The organism is Desulfobacula sp. (genome assembly GCF_014237455.1).
In the GTDB taxonomy this organism is placed as follows: domain Bacteria; phylum Desulfobacterota; class Desulfobacteria; order Desulfobacterales; family Desulfobacteraceae; genus Desulfobacula.
Genome location: NZ_JABZFL010000009.1, coordinates 40854 through 60392, shown reverse-complemented (window position 1 = coordinate 60392; position 19539 = coordinate 40854). Strand labels below are relative to the sequence as shown.

The 19539-nt window shown below is 40.6% G+C and carries 16 protein-coding genes; 13 read left to right on the top strand and 3 right to left on the bottom strand.

Annotation, left to right across the window (positions count from 1 at the left end):
- The first annotated feature begins 662 nt into the window (after window positions 1-662).
- The 12 genes from HGJ91_RS02025 (at window position 663) to HGJ91_RS01970 (ending at window position 16217) form a co-directional block, all read left to right on the top strand.
- The gene (locus tag HGJ91_RS02025) at window positions 663-4211 is read left to right on the top strand and encodes a DUF748 domain-containing protein (protein WP_291346018.1); all 3549 of its coding nucleotides are present in this window, start codon (window positions 663-665) and stop codon (window positions 4209-4211) included.
- 540 nt (window positions 4212-4751) lie between these two features.
- Complete coding sequence (locus tag HGJ91_RS02020; protein ID WP_291346017.1) at window positions 4752-5495, top strand: hypothetical protein; 744 nt, start codon at window positions 4752-4754, stop codon at window positions 5493-5495.
- On the top strand, window positions 5473-6426 hold the full coding sequence (locus HGJ91_RS02015; protein ID WP_291346016.1) for a SurA N-terminal domain-containing protein: 954 nt from the start codon (window positions 5473-5475) through the stop codon (window positions 6424-6426). The genes HGJ91_RS02020 and HGJ91_RS02015 overlap by 23 nt, the downstream gene beginning before the upstream one ends.
- Window positions 6427-6458: 32 nt before the next feature.
- Entirely contained in the window at window positions 6459-7823 is a 1365-nt protein-coding gene (mgtE, locus tag HGJ91_RS02010) for a magnesium transporter (protein ID WP_291346015.1), read from the top strand.
- A gap of 11 nt (window positions 7824-7834) precedes the next feature.
- Complete coding sequence (recO, locus tag HGJ91_RS02005) at window positions 7835-8614, top strand: DNA repair protein RecO (RefSeq protein WP_291346014.1); 780 nt, start codon at window positions 7835-7837, stop codon at window positions 8612-8614.
- Window positions 8611-9651, top strand: coding sequence for a galactokinase (locus tag HGJ91_RS02000; protein ID WP_291346013.1), 1041 nt, complete (start codon window positions 8611-8613; stop codon window positions 9649-9651). Before recO ends, HGJ91_RS02000 begins: the two co-directional genes overlap by 4 nt.
- Before the next feature lie 31 nt (window positions 9652-9682).
- Window positions 9683-10564, top strand: a complete 882-nt coding sequence (glyQ, locus tag HGJ91_RS01995; protein WP_291346012.1) for a glycine--tRNA ligase subunit alpha — start codon at window positions 9683-9685, stop codon at window positions 10562-10564.
- 1 nt (window position 10565) lies between these two features.
- Window positions 10566-12641, top strand: a complete 2076-nt coding sequence (gene glyS / locus HGJ91_RS01990; protein ID WP_291346011.1) for a glycine--tRNA ligase subunit beta — start codon at window positions 10566-10568, stop codon at window positions 12639-12641.
- A 31-nt stretch (window positions 12642-12672) separates the two neighbouring features.
- Window positions 12673-12930 (top strand): hypothetical protein, encoded by a 258-nt coding sequence (locus HGJ91_RS01985; protein ID WP_291346010.1) that lies wholly within the window; start codon window positions 12673-12675, stop codon window positions 12928-12930.
- Window positions 12899-13666: a nucleoside phosphorylase gene (locus HGJ91_RS01980; RefSeq protein WP_291346009.1), complete on the top strand. Its 768-nt coding sequence runs from the start codon at window positions 12899-12901 to the stop codon at window positions 13664-13666. Before HGJ91_RS01985 ends, HGJ91_RS01980 begins: the two co-directional genes overlap by 32 nt.
- On the top strand, window positions 13659-15698 hold the full coding sequence (ligA, locus tag HGJ91_RS01975) for an NAD-dependent DNA ligase LigA (RefSeq protein ID WP_291346008.1): 2040 nt from the start codon (window positions 13659-13661) through the stop codon (window positions 15696-15698). The genes HGJ91_RS01980 and ligA overlap by 8 nt, the downstream gene beginning before the upstream one ends.
- A gap of 24 nt (window positions 15699-15722) precedes the next feature.
- Window positions 15723-16217, top strand: coding sequence for a PaaI family thioesterase (locus tag HGJ91_RS01970; RefSeq protein WP_291346007.1), 495 nt, complete (start codon window positions 15723-15725; stop codon window positions 16215-16217).
- Window positions 16218-16254: 37 nt separating this feature from the next.
- On the opposite strand, the gene HGJ91_RS01965 is transcribed toward HGJ91_RS01970, so the two are convergent.
- From HGJ91_RS01965 to ftsY, 3 genes are all read right to left on the bottom strand, one after another.
- A complete protein-coding gene (locus HGJ91_RS01965) occupies window positions 16255-16671 on the bottom strand; it encodes a nuclear transport factor 2 family protein (RefSeq protein WP_291346006.1) in 417 nt (138 codons plus the stop codon).
- A 94-nt stretch (window positions 16672-16765) separates the two neighbouring features.
- Complete coding sequence (locus HGJ91_RS01960; RefSeq protein ID WP_291346005.1) at window positions 16766-17398, bottom strand: LysE family translocator; 633 nt, start codon at window positions 17396-17398, stop codon at window positions 16766-16768.
- Between the two features lie 24 nt (window positions 17399-17422).
- On the bottom strand, window positions 17423-18382 hold the full coding sequence (gene ftsY, locus HGJ91_RS01955; RefSeq protein ID WP_291346004.1) for a signal recognition particle-docking protein FtsY: 960 nt from the start codon (window positions 18380-18382) through the stop codon (window positions 17423-17425).
- A gap of 156 nt (window positions 18383-18538) precedes the next feature.
- Here ftsY and HGJ91_RS01950 point away from each other — a divergent pair, with 156 nt between their 5' ends.
- Complete coding sequence (locus tag HGJ91_RS01950) at window positions 18539-19513, top strand: bile acid:sodium symporter (RefSeq protein WP_291346003.1); 975 nt, start codon at window positions 18539-18541, stop codon at window positions 19511-19513.
- The last annotated feature ends 26 nt before the right edge of the window (window positions 19514-19539 follow it).

Sequence of the window (19539 nt, the reverse complement as noted above, 5' to 3'; positions counted from 1 at the left end):
CAAAAACAAATTTTCTTTGCCATAACCAATTGATTTTATAGTATATCTTCGCATATACTTTTGAGGTAGATGTGGTCAACTTCGAATATATCTCTGATAAAAAATGGGAAACTTCAGTATCTTTAAGAAACATACAGTTTAAAATTGTTATTTTGCGTTAAACCGGCAAGATTCAGTTCAAGCCTCGATTTAATGCGGCACACAATATCAGAAATTTAAAATTTTCATTTTTAAAATCAAATTTTACTCTCTGATCAGGTTCTTGCAAACCTTCCTCAAGAGCTGTCCTTGTTGCCTCCAATCCCAAAGACCTTAAATAACGGTTTTCGGTTAGTGTGTACAATATCGGGGCAGGATCAATTTCATCGTTTTAACAATTTTTCATACTTTTATATTGACAAAAAGAAACTTTCTATCCTAAGTTAAAGTTTCTGAACAGGACCATCTTCAGCCTTTCACTGAATAGTTACTAATAAATGAACAATTAAAAAGAGAACTCTTTTTAGAATGGGCTCGTTATGACAGAAACAGAAGCTTCACAAAGTTTCATTCAAAAAATTAAGGCCCTCAGCCGAAACCAGAAAAGGATCTTCTGTGTTGCCGGAGTAGTAATTCTCTATACCCTGATCGGTTTTTTTGCACTGCCTCCAATAGTCAAACTGGTGCTGGAGAAAAAACTGCCCGAGGTCCTGCACCGCCAGGTCACGATAGACAAAATACGACTGAATCCTTATACACTTACTGCGGCGATCGAGGGATTTGCCCTGCAACGGCAAGACACCACAGGCAGTCTGCTTGCTTTTGAACGTGTTTTTGTTAACCTGCAAACGGTCTCCCTGTTCAAAATGGCGCTGATCATCAAATCTGTCGATCTGACCGGTCCGAAAATGAATTTTTCCCGCAACCAAGATCAGACTTTTAGTTTTGCCGACCTTCTGTTAAAGAAATCAGAAGAAACACCCCCGTCAGAAGAGACCATGCCCTTCCTTTTTTCGATTAACAATATTACCATCACAAACGGAACAATTGATTTTCATGACATTTTAAAAGGCAAAAAGAACCGAATAACTGAGATCAGTCTTGCTGTGCCATCGATTTCAAACCTTGATTATGAGATTGAAAATTATGTGCAGCCGGCATTTTCCGCCAATATCAACAACTCAAAGTTCTCCCTGGGAGGGAAAACGAAACCATTTACCACCTCCCGTGAGACATCGATAGATATCAAGATCAACGATATCAACATTCCTGAATACCTTGGATATATCTCAATTGAATCAAAATTAACTCTGAAGTCTGCTACCCTTGATATTGACGCCCGGCTTTTATATCTCGATCGGCCGGACAACACCTCCAAATTAGCCTTTACTGGCCTGCTCTCCTTGCGGGACATAGATGTCGTCGACCAACAGGCCAGGAGTTATGTCCGCCTCCCGGATGTCAGAATAACCATGGCCGACTCAAACCTTCTTGAAAAGGAAATCAACATTGCCAATATCACCATAAAAGAACCGGCAATGGAGCTTGAGCGCTTGACTGATGGAAATATTTTACCTCTACCTTTACTCACGAATTCAGCTGCTCCTGAGCAAAACCCACAAGAAAATATAAATAACGAAAAAGGTGGTTCGCCTGTCAGATTAAGTATTGCTGAGATTTTAGTTCAGCAAGGCAGCGTGCAGTTTAAGGATACTATGGTCAAGCCTTTTATTACCACCTTGAGTCCGATTGATGTCAAGGTAGTCAATTTCAGTACTATCGAGAAAAAACAAGCTGAGATAGATATTTCCGTCCAGACCGAAGCCAATGAATCGTTGACCCTAAACGGTAATTTTTCCATCTCACCGCTTGCATTAGATGGCAATGCTGCAATAGAGAATATCATGCTCACCAAGTATGTCCCATATCTGCAAGACATTCTGGTCCCTGATCTCACTAACGGCAAAGTTGATATGCAAACCGCCTTTCACTATTCAAAAAAAGATTCAGTTGCCAAAACCAGTCTTAGCGGCCTGGCTGTTACCCTTACCGATTTCATACTTGAAGATACGGCAAATCAGACAAAGATCATCGGGGTGCCGCTTTTTGCTGTTCTCGACGCTGATCTGGCATTAGAAGAGAGGACCCTGATTATTGGTGCGGTTCAGAGTCAAAAGGCGGATATTTCTATAGTTAAAGACAAGAACGGCACAATTAATCTTGAAGAGATAATCAGATTACCAGAAAAGCCACAAGAGCCTGTCTCAGACACTGAGCCTGAGAACGGCTCGAGTGATAAAACAGTGCAAGCTTGGTCAGTACAATTAAAAACAGCCACGCTTGACCAATATTCCGTCACCTTTAAGGACCATGCTCCTGCTGTACCGGCTATCACTAAAATTGATAATTTTTCTCTTCACCTTGCAGATATTTCTAATGAAAAAAATAGCACTGGTAATCTTCAGTTCGAGTTAAAGTTAAATGAGACCGGCAAAATCAGCGGCAACGGTACGATTGGCATCATCCCGCTTTCCTCCACACTGGCCCTGGACATTAAAAATATTGAGATAAAAAAATTTTTGCCATACATTACCGAACAGTGCAATATCGTTTTAGAAGATGGTGCAGTTGCGGTCCAGGGCGACTTTGATCTGCAGCAAGCAGATGGGGGAGGGATTGTTTTTCAGTTTAACGGCAACAGTCAGATATCAAACCTGGCAACCCGGGACACCCTGTTGCGGGAAGAATTGTTGAGCTGGAAAAATCTAGACTTCAATGACCTTCATTTTTCCTCTCAACCACAATCTATCAGGATAAAGGCGATCAGCCTCGAAAGTCTTTATGCCAAATTGATCATTGCAGAAGACGGTACTTTGAATCTTTCCACCCTGAAACGCGCCACTGATGCTGATGATAGTCAGCCTGAAACACCTGTAGCTAAGGAAGAAAAACAGACCGGTCAGATAGAAATAGACAATATCATGATCAAAGGCGGTAAGATCGACTTCCTGGACCAGAAGATAAAACCAACCTATGCCGCCTCCCTTGCAGAGATAAACGGCTCGGTGACTGGCCTTTCATCGCTGGAGCAGGCCCTGGCTGACGTGAAAATAACCGGTAAGCTCAATCAGCACGCACCTCTTAAAATCAGTGGTAAAATGAACCCAATAAAAGAAAAATTGTATGCTGATCTCAGTATAGATTTTCACGATATTGACCTGAGCCCCACCTCTCCTTATACCGGCAAATTCATCGGCTATAAGACGGATAAAGGGAAATTGACACTTAATCTGCACTATGTTGTTGATGATAAGAAGATTGAGGCCAAAAATCACGCTTTTCTTGATCAGTTTACTCTGGGGGAAACGGTCGACAGTCCGGACGCGATCAGTCTGCCGATCAATCTGGCCATTGCGCTGCTCAAAAATCGGAAAGGAGAAATAAACCTAGATATTCCGGTACAGGGCGATCTCAATGATCCGGAGTTCAGTATTGGCGGGATCGTTTTCAAGGTAATTTTTAATTTGATTGCCAAGGCGGCAACTTCACCCTTTGCCCTTCTTGGCGCCCTGATCCCTGATGGCGAGGACTTACAGTTCGTGGCCTTTCGTCCCGGCCTGGCAGAGCTGACGGAAGACGCCCGAGCAAATCTATCAAAAATGGCCGAGGTTATGTATGAACGGCCCAGCCTGCGGATGGACATTGTCGGCAAAGTCGATCCGCAGAAAGATAGGGAGGCATTGACACAAATGCGTTTCGATCAGCTTCTGGAGGTACAGAAAATGCAGGACCAGGACGTTAAAGAAGATGCCCTGCCTGAAAGCATCAAGATTAGTGATGAGGAATATCCGTATTATCTTACCAAAGCCTTTGAAGCTCTACAGCTTAAAAAGATTAAAGAGGACAAAGAAATAGGCTTTATTGGCACAATAAAGAAAAAGAGGCAGCTCAAAAAACAGGTCAAACTGGTACAGTCCGGAACTGACAAGTCCAATGAGGAACGACTGTCGCTTATTGGCATGATGAAACAGAGATTACGAGAGCAGATTCGGGTCAGCGACGATGATCTGCGGCTTCTTGCAATCGAAAGGACGAATCAGACTCTTGATTTTTTGGTTGAAAACGGGCCAGTCGAATCGGAGAGGCTGTTCGTCATCGAACCGCAAATACCGCCGGCAGACAGTACAAACGGTGATCAGGCAAAGATGCAGGTGGAGATGGTGATCAAGTAAGGGGGATAAACTACGACTTCGAAAAGTAAAAGGCATAGCCATTATAGAAACCTTAAGAATGTGATCCTCTCCCAAAATTTCGTTGAAATCGCAGATTCTCCTTGTATCCCACCGGGCATCAGGATTTTTCTGGGCATATCTTGAGGGTGTGAGCAGGGTTGCAAAGATCTGGTTTTCTTTTAAAAACTCAAGAAAGTCGCCATATCATACCTTTTCATGATAGTCTGATTTTAATCTTTTTTTCCCCCGGTTTTCAAAAAACTCAATGGTTTTTTAAAATCTGCATGGGCTTTCTGAAAGGCTTTTGCCAAAAGAAACACCATGCAATCCGGAATATTATTGGGTAATTTTGTTATCTTAAGCTCCTTCGTATACGAACTATATAGGATAGCAATTTAGTTTTGCCAATTCGATTCGCCTTTTCCTCCGGATACCCCCGCCAGAGCCTGAATTGTCTTGCACAAACCAAATTGTAGTGGTAATCTTACTAATTTTAGTGAAGACTTGTTTTTGAAAAAAAATTGAGGTCGGGGTAAAAGATTGAAGGATTTTTTAAAAAAGAGTTTCATTTGCTGGATTTTTATTGGCGCTCTTTGCCTTATGGGCTGTAGTGAGCCTGCAAAGGAAAAGGCTCCTCGGTTTTTGATCAAAACACCATTAATGACCATTACCAGTTCAGAATTTTTGGAAGAACTTGATCTGAAAAGAGCTGCATATCCATATAATATTCATGAAAATCCAGCAGAATATAATGAAATGGTGATTCATCTTGTTAGAATGCTTTCCGAAGAGATTATTCTTCTCAGTGCTGCTGCTGAGAAGAGTGTTATAGTTACGGATCAGGAAGTCGAGTTTGCCGAGGAAGAATTTAAAAAGGATTATCCCGATGACAGTTTTGATCAGATATTGTTAAAAAATGCCATATCATACTCTTTTTGGAAAAAACGGTTCAGGAAAAATATGATCATGGATAAACTCATTAATCAGGAACTTAAAAAAAAGATCGAAATTACATCCCTGGATATTGTGGAATTTTACAAAAAGTATCGTATTGCTGATGCTCAGGATCCTGATAATAAAGCGTTGGTTTTAAAAAAAATCGAGAATGAGCAAGAGCTGGTATCTCGTCTTCGCATGCAAAAGACCCAAGACAAATACGATGAATGGATACAACAGCTCGGGAAGGATTATCCCGTTGAAATCAATAAGGACAAACTAAAAACTTTTTTACTTGATATTGAAAAAAGCGAGGGAAGTGAGAATGCCACGAATAAGAGTAGGTAAAATTAATTGGATTGTTTTTTCTTTGATTATAATAAATTTTAGCTTTTGCCGGTCGATATCAGCAGATGTTATCGACAGGATTGTTGCCATTGTGGATAGTGATATTATCACTTTGGTTCAGCTGAGTAAAGAATCCGCTCCATATATGAAAAATATCGAGTCTTCCGGGTATCCGGATGAAAAGAAAAAAGAGATGATTCAGGCCATTAATAAAAAGATACTCACTGCATTGATTGACCAGTCATTAACCCGGCAGGAAGCAGAGAAGTATCAGATCAATGTATCTGATACTGAGATCAATAATGCAGTAGAAAATGTAAAGAAAGCCAAGTCACTGAGTCAGGAAGAACTTGAGAAAGCTCTGGGTCAAGAGGGGCTCGCATTAACGGAATATCGCGAAAATGTTAAAAGGCAGATATTACAAGCCAAGTTGATTAACTATTCGGTAAAGTCAAAAGTGATTATAACTGAATCTGATATAAAAAAACGATATGAATCCAATGCTGAAAAATATTCCGGCAAAAAGAAGTATCACTTAAGAAATATCCTTATGGATAATGAGGGCGAGATCAAGGAAATTAAAAAGAAACTGGATAAAAAGAAGGAATTTGTCGCTCTTGCAAGAGAGTATTCAATAGCATCCAATGCTCCAGATGGCGGTGATCTCGGAACATTTGACATTAATAATTTTTCTGAAAGTATTAAAAATAGTATATCAAAATTGAGCAAAGGGGATTATACAAATGTGATCTCGACGGCACAGGGATTTCAGATTTTTTACATAGAAGACATTGTTCTGGAAGGTGCCAAAACATTAGAGCAGGCCTATGACGAAATTCATGAAATTTTATACCGTGAGCAGGTTGATAAAAAATTTGAAACCTGGCTTGAATCATTAAAGAAAAAGGCGCATATAAAAATAATGCTTTGATTTGGCTTTAGCCTTATTAAACGGGGAAGATTATGCACAATGAACGGATAAAAATTTTAAATGCCAGTTTAAAAAGACTGTTACGGCGCGGGGCCACCAAACAGTTAGTGAATATTATTAACAAAACCCATATGGCAGATCTTTCCATTTCTTTTAAAGATCTGTCTGCTGATAACCGTCAAAAACTGTTCATACTCATGGATGATCCGGAACAGATCGGCCTTCTTTTTTCCCTTCTGGATGAGACTCTTTTCCTGGAGTTTGTAAAAAATGTAGAATTTAATAAGCTCGTGGATATATTTGATCACATGCCGTCTGATGATGCTGTCTCTCTGTTAACCCTTCTGGATGAAGAGCTTTCAGATCAAATCCTTTCAAAGATGCAGAAAGAGGAGTCAGATAATATCGAGCAGTTGATGAGCTACGGCGAAGATACTGCCGGCAGCCTCATGGTTACTGATTTTATCGCACTGGAAGAGGATGTGGGTGCCAAACAGGCTATTGAAACATTACAGAACAAGTATTTAGATGTTGAAATGCCGTTTTATATTTATGTGGTTGATGAATATGGAAAACTGGTCGGGGTCAGTTCGTTAAGGCAGTTGGTTGTTGTACATCCGGAAAAACCATTAAAAGAGTTTATGGCAAAAGATCTTGTCACGGTAAAACCCTATACGGACAGGGAAGAAGTGGCAAGGCTGGTTGCAAGGTATGATTACCTGGCTGTCCCTGTTGTGGATGATGACAACAAGATTGTAGGGATTGTAACCGTTGATGATGTTATTGACATTCTCCATGAAGCTGCCACGGAAGATATGTTGAAAATGGCAGGAGTGGGGGAAGAATACATTGAAACCCAGACAGTATTAAGAGGAACACGAATTCGTCTGCCCTGGTTGTTTGCCAGTTTTCTGGGGGGTGTAGCCGCTTTTTTCATTATAGGTGGATTTGAAGAAAGCCTTGCAAAATTTACAAGTCTGGCTGCGTTTATTCCCGTTATTATGGGGATGGGGGGAAATATCGGCACCCAGAGTTCCACCATCGTAGTCCGGGGTATTGCCACAGGGAGAATTAATCTTCAGGATTTTTACAAAGTTGTTTCAAAAGAACTTGCAATAGGGTTGATTCTGGGTGTCACATATGGTCTTTTCATTGGACTTATCGCGAGATTTATTTTTGCTGAAGAGCTGTTTGCTTTGCCGTTGGCAGTTGCCGTTGGTCTTGCTATCCTGTCTTCCATGTCCCTTGCAGCGCTTGTGGGCTCCATGGTTCCGCTTATTTTTGAGAGACTCAATATTGATCCTGCCGTTGCAACAGGACCTATTGTCACCACTTCCATCGATATTGTCAGTGTGTATTGCTATTTTATGATAGCCACTCTTCTTTTAGGTATTTAGAGCTGCTGCATATGCCTGGTTTTACTACAGATGCCATATTGTTGAGAAAGATTGAATATGGTGATCATGATTTTATCATCAGCTTTCTAACTGAATCCAAAGGGAAAATATCGGTAATTGCTAAAAATGCGAAAAAGAGCATTAAACGGTTTTCAGGGGCACTTGACCTTTTTTCTGTTAATTACATCCACTGCACTTTTCCTAAAAAAAAAAAAGACGGTCTGATCATTCTTTCCCAGGCTGATTTTGAAAACGGATTTGTAAACATCCGGTATGATGTATTTAAAACAGCCTATGCCAGTTTTTGGGTTGAGTTGATTCATTTTTGGCTGGAGGAAGATAAAGTTCAGTCCGGCTTGTATGACCTGCTGTTATTTTCTCTTGATGCGTTAAATGCAGGGATCCTATCCAAAGAAGTGTTAAGCCTTCTTTTTCAGATTAGATTTATGAGCCTGTCCGGATTTTCTCCTAATATTGAAAATTGTGATATATGTAAAACACCTGTTGATCTTATTGAACAAAAAAGTATCCGGTTTGATTTTAAAGAAGGTCGGATCATTTGCCAAAATTGTGTTAAAAGAAGATCGAAATATGGTATGACGGTTTCAAAGGGCACTTTAAAGCAGCTTGTTTGGATAAATAACAGTGATATCAGCAGGGCGGATAGAATGAAATTTTCAAATTTTGCCATAAAAGAGGGAGAAATGCTATTGGAAGCCTTTATCCCGTTTCATATGGGGAGGGATTTTAAAAGTCTGCAATTTCTTAAACGGTTAAGACAGGAAAAATGAATTTAGAAAAAAAGCTTGAGTATCATCAAATTTATACTTCAGTTCCCTGCAGGGTGGATTTCGGGGGCACGCTGGATATCAGTACATTGTTCCTGCCGTTAAATTTTCTGTCCCCATCAAGTTTTAATATAGCCCTGGATTTAAGAACGGTTGTTGGTCTTTCCCCCTGGCAAAAAGGATATATCAAGGTGTCGTCAAAGGGATTTGAAAGTGCTGTTTTTAAAAAAGATGATCCTCCATTTAATCATCCCATGGGACTGATGTTTGCTGTGGCAAAGTACTTTGATGCCCATGGCGTTCATATCCACATCGAATCCGCTTCACCACCCAGAAGTGCCCTGGGGGGATCTTCTTCTGCAGCAGTAGCGCTTGTGTCAGCATTCTGTAAAGTACTTGATAAACCAATAGATTCCGAACAGATTGCCTGGCTTGCCCATTATATGGAAGCCAGTGTGGCAGGGGTTCCCTGTGGTATGCAGGATCAGCTTGCAGCCGCTTTCGGAGGGGTAAATCAATGGTTTTGGAAAATGGGAAAAATTTCTCCTGAATTTGAACGGATGCCTGTCTTTGAACATGAAGACGACATTAAGGCCTTTAATTCAAATATACTCGTTGTGTACTGCGGAATTCCTCATGTATCAAAAGATATTAATAAACAATGGGTTGACTCTTTTGTTTGCGGTGAAACAAGGTCTGTTTTTGAAAAAATTGCAGATTTAACAAAAAAATTTTCAAAGGCTGTAAAAAACCAAAATTTCAGGCAGGCAGCCGATTTGATGAACCGGGAAACAAAATTAAGACTTGAAATGACACCTGATGTGCTTGACATTACCGGGAAAAAGTTGTTTGAAAAGGCTGTGGATTGTGATTGCGGTGCAAGATTTACTGGTGCAGGCGGCGGCGGCTGTCTTTGGGCAATCGGAGAGGCGCAAGATATTGAAATCTTAAAACCCTTCTGGCAAGACATCCTCGGGACTGTTAAGGATGCAAGAATTCTTGACACAAAGATTGAGAATAAAGGTATTATTATACGTTAACCATAACTTTTTATTGAAAAAGTGGAGCAAAATGAATTTTCAAGATGTAATTTTAAACCTAAACAATTTCTGGGCTCAGCGGGGTTGTGTTCTCATACAATCCTATGACATGGAAGTGGGGGCAGGAACCTTTCATCCCACCACTCTTTTAAAGGCTCTTGGACCTGAACCATGGAAGGTTGCCTATGTACAGCCCTCAAGGCGACCGACGGATGGCCGCTATGGTGAAAATCCCAACCGGCTTCAGCATTATTACCAATACCAGGTGATCTTAAAACCATCTCCGGCTGATGTTCAGCAATTATACCTGGACTCCATGAAAATCCTTGGTGTTGATCCCCTTGAACATGATATCCGTTTTGTTGAAGATGACTGGGAGTCTCCGACCCTAGGCGCTTCAGGACTTGGATGGGAGGTCTGGCTGGACGGCATGGAAGTCACCCAGTTTACTTATTTTCAGATGACAGGAAGTGTAGAAGTCAACCCTGTGCCTGTTGAATTGACCTATGGTCTGGAACGTATCTGCATGTATCTGCAGGGTGTGGATAATGTATTTGATCTCAAATGGAATGATGAGATCACTTACAGGGATGTCTACCACAGCCAGGAAGTGGAACAATCCACCTATAATTTTGAAATTGCCGATGTGGATCTTTTATTTGATCTGTTTAAAAAATACGAAGCGGAAGCCCACCGAATCATTAAAAAAGGACTGGTTATCCCTACCTATGAATACTGTTTAAAGTGTTCCCATACCTTTAATCTCCTGGATGCACGCGGTGCCATCAGTGTAACGGAAAGAACAGGGTATATTAAACGTATCAGGAATATTGCAAGGGAGTGTTCCAGGGCATATATCACACAAAGAGAAGAAATGGGTCATCCGTTATTGAAGAATGGAGGGATAAATTAAAATGAACACACTTTTAATTGAAATTGGCAGTGAAGAGATCCCGGCCGGTTATATTATTCCTGCTTTGGATGCCTTTAAAGAGAAGATCATTTCAGCATTGGATAAATCAAGAATTGACCACGGCAAGGCCCATACGCTGGGTACGCCCAGGCGTCTTGCATTAATGATTGAAAATGTAGCGGATATGCAGAATGCGAAAACATCAACCCTTACAGGCCCCCCTGAAAGGGTCGGGTTTGATGAAAATGGCAACCCAACCATTGCGGCAGAAAAATTTGCCTCCAAAGCAGGGGTAGCTGTCGATCAACTCAAAGTTGAAGAGACACCAAAGGGAAGATATCTGGCTGCGGTTATAGAAGAAAAATGCGAGTCCTCGGTGTCCATTCTTGAAAGTATTCTTGAAAAAGAAATTCTATCCATTCCGTTTCCCAAACGAATGCGGTGGGGAGGTCTGTCCATCAGTTTTGCCCGTCCCATTATTTCTCTGGTGGGACTTTTGGGGGAAAAAATTCTTGATTTCAAAGTGGGGAACATAAAATCTTCTTCTTATATTCTGGGACATCAGTTCATGCATCCCGGAAAACAGAAGATTGAATCAGCAGATAAATATGTAGAGATTGCTGAAGCAGCCGGAGTCATTCCGGATATTGAGAAAAGAAAGGCCATGCTGACAAAGGCCATTGAAAGCTGCGCTAAAGAGCATCACTCAAAGATCCTTAAAGATGATGAACTGATCAATATTGTGACAAACCTTGTGGAATCACCGTTCCCTGTTGTGGGTAAATTTGATGATGAGTTCCTTGAAGTGCCGGATGAGGTTTTGATCACAGCCATGAGAGAACACCAGAAATATTTTGCTCTGGTAGATGAAAAGGGTAATTTAAAACCGTTGTTCATAGCGGTTAACAATACCAGGGCAAAGAATATGGCGCTTGTGGCAAGAGGTCATGAAAAAGTGTTGAGGGCCCGTTTGTCTGATGCAAAATTTTTCTATGAAGTGGATCTTCAGTCTTCATTGGATGAGTTTGCCCAGAAGCTTAAAAATGTAACCTTTCAGGAAAAACTGGGGACGGTTTATGATAAAATTTTGCGGATTCGAAGTCTTGTTGAATATCTTGCAGAAGAATCCCCCTATGACGATAAAAAGACCTTGAAACTGAAAGTTACAAGGGCGGCTCAAATCTGCAAATCAGATCTTGTCAGCCAGGTGGTTATTGAATTCACAAAACTTCAGGGCATTATCGGCAGGGCCTATGCACTAAAATCAGAAGAGAAAGAAGATGTTGCCTTTGCCATTGAGCAGCACTACAGACCTGTCTATTCCGGTGGCAAACTGCCTGAAAACCCTACTGCCTGTCTTCTATCCATTGCAGATAAGATGGATACCATTTGCGGATGTTTTTCAGTCGGATTGATTCCAACCGGCGGTGCAGATCCCTATGCACTGCGACGGCAGGGAATTGGTATCATTCAGATAATGCTGGCAGAAAATCTGGTTTTTTCTTTAACATCCATGATTGATAAAGGGATTGAAATATTTGTTGATGATGCGGCTAAAAAAGAAGAGATATCTTTGAAAATCATAGAATTTTTTAAAAATAGAATGGTCAATATTTTAACCGATGCGGGCTTTTCAAAAGAAGCTGTTAATTCGGCTTTCTGGGCATCATTTGATAATATTCCGGATGTTGTTTTAAGGGTTAAAGCACTGGATTCTTTAAGAAAAGAACCGGATTTTGAACCACTTTCGATTACGTTTAAACGGGTTGAAAATATTATTAAAAAAGCAAAAGTAAAAGAAGGACTGTCTGTGGATGAAAGTCTTTTTGAAGACCGTTGTGAAAAAGAATTATTTAGTTCTGTCAATAAGGCCCGTCAAATTGTAGAAGGTTTGATTCAAGAAGGAAATTATGGTAAAGCACTCTCGCATATTGCCACTTTAAGATCCAAAGTGGACACTTTTTTTGAGGATGTTATGGTGATGGCTGAGGATACAAAATTAAGACAGAACAGGATCGCTTTGTTGTCATCTGTATCAGGATTGTTTAAGAATATTGCAGATTTTTCTATGATATAGAACATGCAATTTTACCGTGGAGGAAAGATGTATGGCAGGATATGATCCTGAAAAGGATAAAAAATTAAAAGAATGGAAAAATGAAGCGACAGGACTTCTCATTTCGATCCATCAGTATGGAGACGGAGAACCAAAAGTCCAGCTGGGACCCAGGATTCTTAAAAAGAAAGACGGGACTGACAGAGCACCTTCAAAAGCCGGTCGGCTTTCCATTGAAGACATTACATGGATGTATGATATCATTGATGAGGTAAAGGATGAATTATCCGACATGGTCGGACCTGGATAGTGAATCCATAGTACCTCCTCTGGGGGCACGGCGCGCACCTGATATCGGTTCTGTGGCTGTGATGGTGAGTTGCCAGCCTGATATTAATCTCATAAAATTAGATACCATAAATCCAAAGGTTTTGCCGTTTTTTACAAGTACCCTTATGATACCTGACGGGTGTGATAAGGGTACTTGCGTTGCCGGACCCTTTATCGGTGCTCCGTACGGTGCAATGCTGTTAGAGTCATTAATTGCCAGAGGGGCAAGTAAGATTATTGTCCTTGGCTGGTGCGGGGCTGTGACGGATCAGTTAGAGGTAGGAGATATTATTCTTCCCTGTGAGGCGATTGTGGATGAGGGAACATCCTGCAATTATAAAGTTCTGGACGCAGATATCCCTATCTCAATCCCCGATTTGAATTTAACGGATCAATTGGCAGATCATTTAACGGATAATGGAATTGGGTTTCAAAAAACGACTATCTGGACCACAGATGCCATTTACAGGGAGACGGAAAACAAAGTGGCGCATTTCAGGAAATTTGGAGCCCAGGCGGTTGAAATGGAATGTTCAGCCCTTTTTTCCGTTGCTGATTATCGAAATGTCCGGATTGCAGGACTCCTTGTCGTGTCTGACAGCGTCGCATCAAAAGACTGGGACCCCGGATTCAGGAAAGAATGCTTTAAACTGGCACGGCAGAATGCATGTGCCTCTGTGATGGCCTTTGCTAAAAAATTGTGTGAAAATGAATGACCAAAATACAGATCAGATAAAAAAAGAAGCCAGAAGACTTCAAAAGGAATTGACAGGGCACAGCTATCAATATCATGTTCTGGATGATCCTGTGATCTCAGATGTTGAGTATGACATGATGCTCAAACGGCTCATTGAAATAGAAGAAGAATTTCCCCAATTTTCAACTCCGGATTCGCCGACAAAAAGAGTGGGAGCACCGCCTTTAACTGGTTTTCATCAAGCCGTTCATTCAATTCCCATGCTAAGTCTTGATAATGCTTTCAGTGATCATGATGTTCTGGATTTTCACAAGAGAATCGTTAAAAATTTAAATAGTGAAGATATTTTATATACAGTTGAACCCAAGCTGGATGGCGTTGCCGTTGAATTAAAGTATGAAAACGGAACCCTTGTACAGGCAACTACGCGTGGAGATGGCATCACTGGCGAAGTGATCACCCAAAATGTCAGAACCATCAGGTCTGTTCCGTTAAAATTACATGAGGGTAAAACGAGAGCGATTTCCCTGCTTGAAGTCAGGGGAGAGATCATCATCAAACGGACTGATTTCGATCGCTTGAACAAAGTCCGTCTTGAAAACGGAGAAAATATTTTTGCCAACCCAAGAAATGCTGCAGCCGGCTCTTTACGCCAATTGGATTCTAAAATAACAGCATCCCGTCCTCTGGATATATTTGTCTATGGCACAGGCCTTGTACAGGGGATTTCTTTTCAAAGCCAGTCATTGACGCTCGATACACTCAAAGATTTTGGTTTCTCAGTGAATTCGCATATAAAGTCAGGGCTGACCATAGACGGGGTTTTAAAATCTTATAAAGAACTTGAAGCATTGAGGGATAGCCTTGCTTATGAAATTGACGGCATGGTGATCAAGGTTGATGATATTTCCTTTCAGCAGCAATTGGGTGAAAAAATTAAAAGCCCGAGATGGGCCATTGCCTATAAATTTCCGGCCATGCAGAAGACCACAACCATAAAGGATATTATTGTTCAGGTCGGGCGGACAGGAACGCTCACCCCTGTTGCCATACTGAAAGGTGTCAATATTGGCGGAGCCATGGTCTCAAGGGCAACCTTGCACAATGAAGATGAAATAAAAAGAAAAGATATCCGGATTGGTGATAAGGCGCTGGTGATGAGAGCAGGGGATGTCATACCAAAGGTGGTGAAAATCATTGAATCGGAAAGAAAGGGGGATGAAGTCCCTTTTGAAATGCCGGTTCATTGTCCGGTCTGCAAAAGTAAAATTGAAAAAATTAAACTGGATAAGTCCCATATCAATAAGTGTGTCAATGTGTCCTGCCAGGCCCAGTTAAAAGAGAGGATCAAACATTTTGTTTCAAAAAAAGCGTTTGACATAGACGGGTTCGGAAAGAAGATCGTTGTTCAATTGGTGGATGAAGGTATGCTGAAATCGTTTGCAGATGTTTTTTCCCTGGAAAAAGAGAAACTTGCCAGTCTTGATCGAATGGCTCAAAAATCTGCAGCCAACCTTACCCAGTCAATAGAAAAATCAAAAAAGATTTCTTTAAGACGCTTTATTTATGCACTGGGGATTGATCATACAGGAGAAAATGCAGCCAAACTGATTTCAGAAAGATTTCCCACGCTTAAGGATATCATGGAAACATCTGAAGAAGCGTTGCAAGAAATCAATGGCATCGGTCCGGAAACAGCATCAGCAGTTTGCCAATTCTTTTCTAACTTTGAAAACAAGGCGATTATCGAAGATATCACCCATTCAGGCGTCATCATCACCAATGATCAACCTGTCATTGCTGGATTCTACGATAACCCGTTCAACAATAAACGAATTGTGCTGACCGGCACATTGCAGACCATGCCTCGCAGCGAGGCCCAAAAACAGCTTGAAAGGCTTGGTGCCAGTGTTACGTCAAGCATCAGTTCGAAAACCGATGTTCTCATTGCTGGAGAAAAGGCAGGATCCAAGCTTGAAAAAGCTCAAATCCTTGGGGTGGAAATAATGAATGAAAATCGATTTGCAACCTTGCTTAAAAAACTTGTATAGGGAAAAATATTGCTGGAGAAAAAGATGAATACAAAAGAATGGGAGAAAATTCCCAATGTGGATATGAATTGTTTTGGATGTGGCTCTGAAAATCATCACGGACTTAAGATGACCTTTGAAACCAATGGGGAAAAACTTCGATCCATTGTCATAGTGCCGGACCATTTAAGAGGGTGGAGCAATATTGTACACGGCGGGGTGTTGTCTACCATATGTGATGAGATTATGGGGTGGGCTGCCATTTATCTTTCAAAACGGTTTATCCTGACAAAAACCATGAAAACTTCTTTTTTAATGCCGGTTACCATTGGCTCAAGGCTTGAAATTTATGGATATATTAAAGAGAAGATCGATGAAAGAAATGCCATCATGGCTGGAGAAATTTACAATGAAAAAGGCCGGCTGTGTACAACGAGTATCGGTGAATTTGCTCTTTTTACATCGGATGATTTTAAAAAGCTTAATATCATACCCGATGATTTTCTTGATAAAATGATAGGTGTGTTTGACAAGCGTTAAATGGAAAGCAATGAATATGATCGGGGTCGGACAATATCTATAAGTGCAAGGGAAGCCTCTTGTTATCAATTTCAATGGTTGTTTTCGTATACGTCAGCTTATTAATAATTTTTCCATCTTTAAAGTGAATCACATCCACGCCTTTCCTGATTTCAGGTTTGTCTTCAAAACCCGATTCAGTCGAAGGCCATTCAAGAACCCATCGATAGAGAACCTTTTGGTGCTGTTCATCAATAAAGGTTTCCTCTTCCAGAAATCTGAAGTCACCATGATTGTCAAACCAGGGCTCCCAGGCTTTTCTAAGCGCTTTTATGCCCTTAATATAAGCACCGGTCCAGTTTTCAAAAAAGATATCATCATGGAAAAGTGTCATTACCTTATCAAGGTCATGCTTTTCCCAGGCAAGATTCCATTCTTTTAACAACGTTTTTATCTCTTTTTGTGAAAGTTTCATTGTCCTCCCCCCCCATAATATCTTAACAGATTGACTTTTTGTCCATTCCAGGGTCATCATCATAGGGTTATTATCGTATGATTAATTTAAATAATCAATCATTATCAAAGCCGAGTTTTAATCCAAACCCAATAAAAATCATACCGGAAAGTTTCTGTAATAAGATTCCCGCTATTTTGTTGTTTCTTAATGTATTTGTCATTAATGCAGCAGTCAATGATAGAAAAAGACACCAAATCGTTCCGGTTACAAGGAAAGTCCCCCCCAGAATAAGAAAAGGTATTGGCCCGTTTACATGATCTGGATTAATAAACTGAGGTAAGAAAGAGAGAAAAAACAACCCTACCTTAGGGTTCAAAATATTCGTGAGTACCCCTTGCCTGTAAGTTTTGGCAAGATTCCTAACCGTATACTCAGAATGAGAGATTTCAAATGCTCTGTTTTTTTCCAAAAGTGTTTTTATGCCAAGATAAATCAGATAGAGTGCTCCGGCCCATTTAACCAGCATAAAAACAAAAGCAGAGCTTGATAAAATCAGGGACAGTCCAAATGCTGCGCAAAGGACATGGACAATACAACCGGACATAATCCCGGCAACTGATACCAGCCCTGCATTTTTCCCCTGGGAAACGCTTCTGGTCAGTATATACATGGTATCAGTACCCGGCGTCAGGTTGAGAATAATTGCGGCAATAATAAATCCCAAGTAATTTTCAATCCCAAACATTGTCAGCGTAATCCTTATGGTGATTTAGTCAAATAATGCATTAATAAAGAGTTTTGAATCAAAATCCTGAAGATCTTCAATTTTTTCTCCCACACCAATATATTTTATCGGCAATTTCATAGTGCTTGCAATAGCGGCAACAATACCACCTTTGGCAGTTCCGTCAAGTTTTGTCAAAGCAATCTGGGTAAGTCCAACGGCTTCATTAAACAGGTTTGCCTGGGAAATTGCATTTTGTCCGGTTGTTGCATCTAAAACCATTAATACCTCGTGGGGAGCACCAGGAAACTTTTTATTAATAGAGCGCTTTATTTTTTTAAGCTCTTCCATTAGATTCTTTTGTGTATGAAGCCTGCCGGCCGTATCAATTAATACAACATCAATATCCCTGGCCAGAGAGGCTTCAACAGAATCATAGGCAACGGCTGCCGGATCAGCGCCTTCTTTATGTTTGACAATAGATGCGTTGGATCGATTTGCCCAGATCTCGACTTGTTCAATTGCGGCCGCCCTGAATGTATCTGCTGCGGCAATGAGCACTTTTTCCCCCTGGGATGTGAACTTCATGGCAAGTTTCCCCAATGTGGTGGTTTTGCCGGTTCCATTGACGCCAACCACCATTATAACATGGGGTTTTGTTGTTTTTTTTTTTTTTGCGGTATCACTATTTTTCGGGAAGAGCCCGATCAATTCTTCTTTTAACACCTGTTTGAGTTCATCTGCATTGGAAAGCTTTTTGGCCGTTTTCTTTATTCTTTCCATCATTTCCATGGTTACATCAACTCCAAGATCTGATGTAACCAACAGCTCTTCCAACTCTTCAAAAAGCGCGTCATCAATCGCCTTGCCGGAAACAAAAAGGTCATTAATATCAGTGGTTAATACCTGCCTTGTCTTTGACAGCCCACTTTTCAGCTTTGAAAAGATTCCGGGTCCCTGTTCTTTTTTTTCAGGACTCTTTTTTTTAAATATATTAAACCCCAATTTTACTTGCTCCTTGAATTCTATTTTATTGTATGATCTTTACCATTTTTCTTGAATCAGAATCAAGGATTGTGAGTGAAAATCTGAACGAAATATTGACTCAAGCCATAATGTATCATAGATATCCCTATTGATTTTAATTGCTGAGGAATATGTATGATACAAAAAATTAAAAAACAATGGTTTTTACTCGGGCTAGTTCTCGTTTTTGTGGCGGTCATCTTGGACCCGTCAAACAGTCTGGTAAAAATCGGGATTGGTCTAAAGGATAACCACGGCCCGGAAATTATAATATTTTTGATCTTTATTATTTCAGGTCTTTTGATAGAAAGTGATCAGATAAGAGCGGGAATTAAAGATATTAAATCAACACTTTTATCATTGTCAGTTATTGTTGTTTTTTCGCCCATCGCAGCTGGCCTGCTTTGTCTTCTCCCCCTTGAAACCGGGGTGGTCATTGGACTTTTTATCGTGGCCGTAATGCCCACAACGTTGTCTTCCGGAATTGTGATGACAGGCGCCGCAGGCGGAAATATGGCCCATGCACTTTTTGTGACGATTTTATCGAATTTTATCGGTATCTTTTCCATTCCTGTAGTACTTTCGGCCCTTTTGTCGTTGCAAAACATGGAAAAAGAACTGGGGATCGATCAGGGTGCCATCATCACTAAATTGATCCTGCTTGTTCTTTTCCCTTTGCTGATCGGGATAGTGGTAAAGGCTAAGGTTTTTAAAGAAAATCATTTGGGAAAATTCAAGTTGCAGATCATTAATCAATGGATGATTATCGGTATTGTTTTTATTTCCCTTGCAGGGGCAAAGCAGGTGCTTTTGGGAGAAGGGACGGCTTTTTTTTATATAGTGGTTCTTGTCAGTGTTTTCCACTTAATGCTTTTGGGATTTTCTTTTTTATTGGTGAAACTTTTTGGTGTAGAAAAAGGTCGCAGGGAAAGTGTTATTTTTATGGGCTCGCAGAAGACCCTGGCCTTATCCGCCATGATCCAGGTGACTTATTTCAGTGAATTTGGGATTGCTTTACTTGTTTGTGTCATTCATCATATTGTTCATTTAATGATGGATGGATATTTGAGTACAAAAATGAACGCTGGCCTTTCAGCCGAAAATCAATAATGAGGCTTTACTTTCTATCCATCTGT

Excerpts from the sequence above, each read along its gene's own strand:
- HGJ91_RS02000 (WP_291346013.1), top strand. The coding sequence starts at position 8,611 with ATGAATTTAGAAAAAAAGCTTGAGTATCATCAAATTTATACTTCAGTT.
- HGJ91_RS01965 (WP_291346006.1), bottom strand. The coding sequence starts at position 16,671 with ATGAAACTTTCACAAAAAGAGATAAAAACGTTGTTAAAAGAATGGAAT.
- mgtE (WP_291346015.1), top strand. The coding sequence starts at position 6,459 with ATGCACAATGAACGGATAAAAATTTTAAATGCCAGTTTAAAAAGACTG.
- HGJ91_RS02015 (WP_291346016.1), top strand. The coding sequence starts at position 5,473 with ATGCCACGAATAAGAGTAGGTAAAATTAATTGGATTGTTTTTTCTTTG.
- glyS (WP_291346011.1), top strand. The coding sequence starts at position 10,566 with ATGAACACACTTTTAATTGAAATTGGCAGTGAAGAGATCCCGGCCGGT.
- HGJ91_RS01960 (WP_291346005.1), bottom strand. The coding sequence starts at position 17,398 with ATGTTTGGGATTGAAAATTACTTGGGATTTATTATTGCCGCAATTATT.
- HGJ91_RS01980 (WP_291346009.1), top strand. The coding sequence starts at position 12,899 with ATGAATTATCCGACATGGTCGGACCTGGATAGTGAATCCATAGTACCT.
- HGJ91_RS01970 (WP_291346007.1), top strand. The coding sequence starts at position 15,723 with ATGAATACAAAAGAATGGGAGAAAATTCCCAATGTGGATATGAATTGT.
- HGJ91_RS01950 (WP_291346003.1), top strand. The coding sequence starts at position 18,539 with ATGATACAAAAAATTAAAAAACAATGGTTTTTACTCGGGCTAGTTCTC.
- recO (WP_291346014.1), top strand. The coding sequence starts at position 7,835 with ATGCCTGGTTTTACTACAGATGCCATATTGTTGAGAAAGATTGAATAT.
- ligA (WP_291346008.1), top strand. The coding sequence starts at position 13,659 with ATGAATGACCAAAATACAGATCAGATAAAAAAAGAAGCCAGAAGACTT.
- glyQ (WP_291346012.1), top strand. The coding sequence starts at position 9,683 with ATGAATTTTCAAGATGTAATTTTAAACCTAAACAATTTCTGGGCTCAG.
- HGJ91_RS01985 (WP_291346010.1), top strand. The coding sequence starts at position 12,673 with ATGGCAGGATATGATCCTGAAAAGGATAAAAAATTAAAAGAATGGAAA.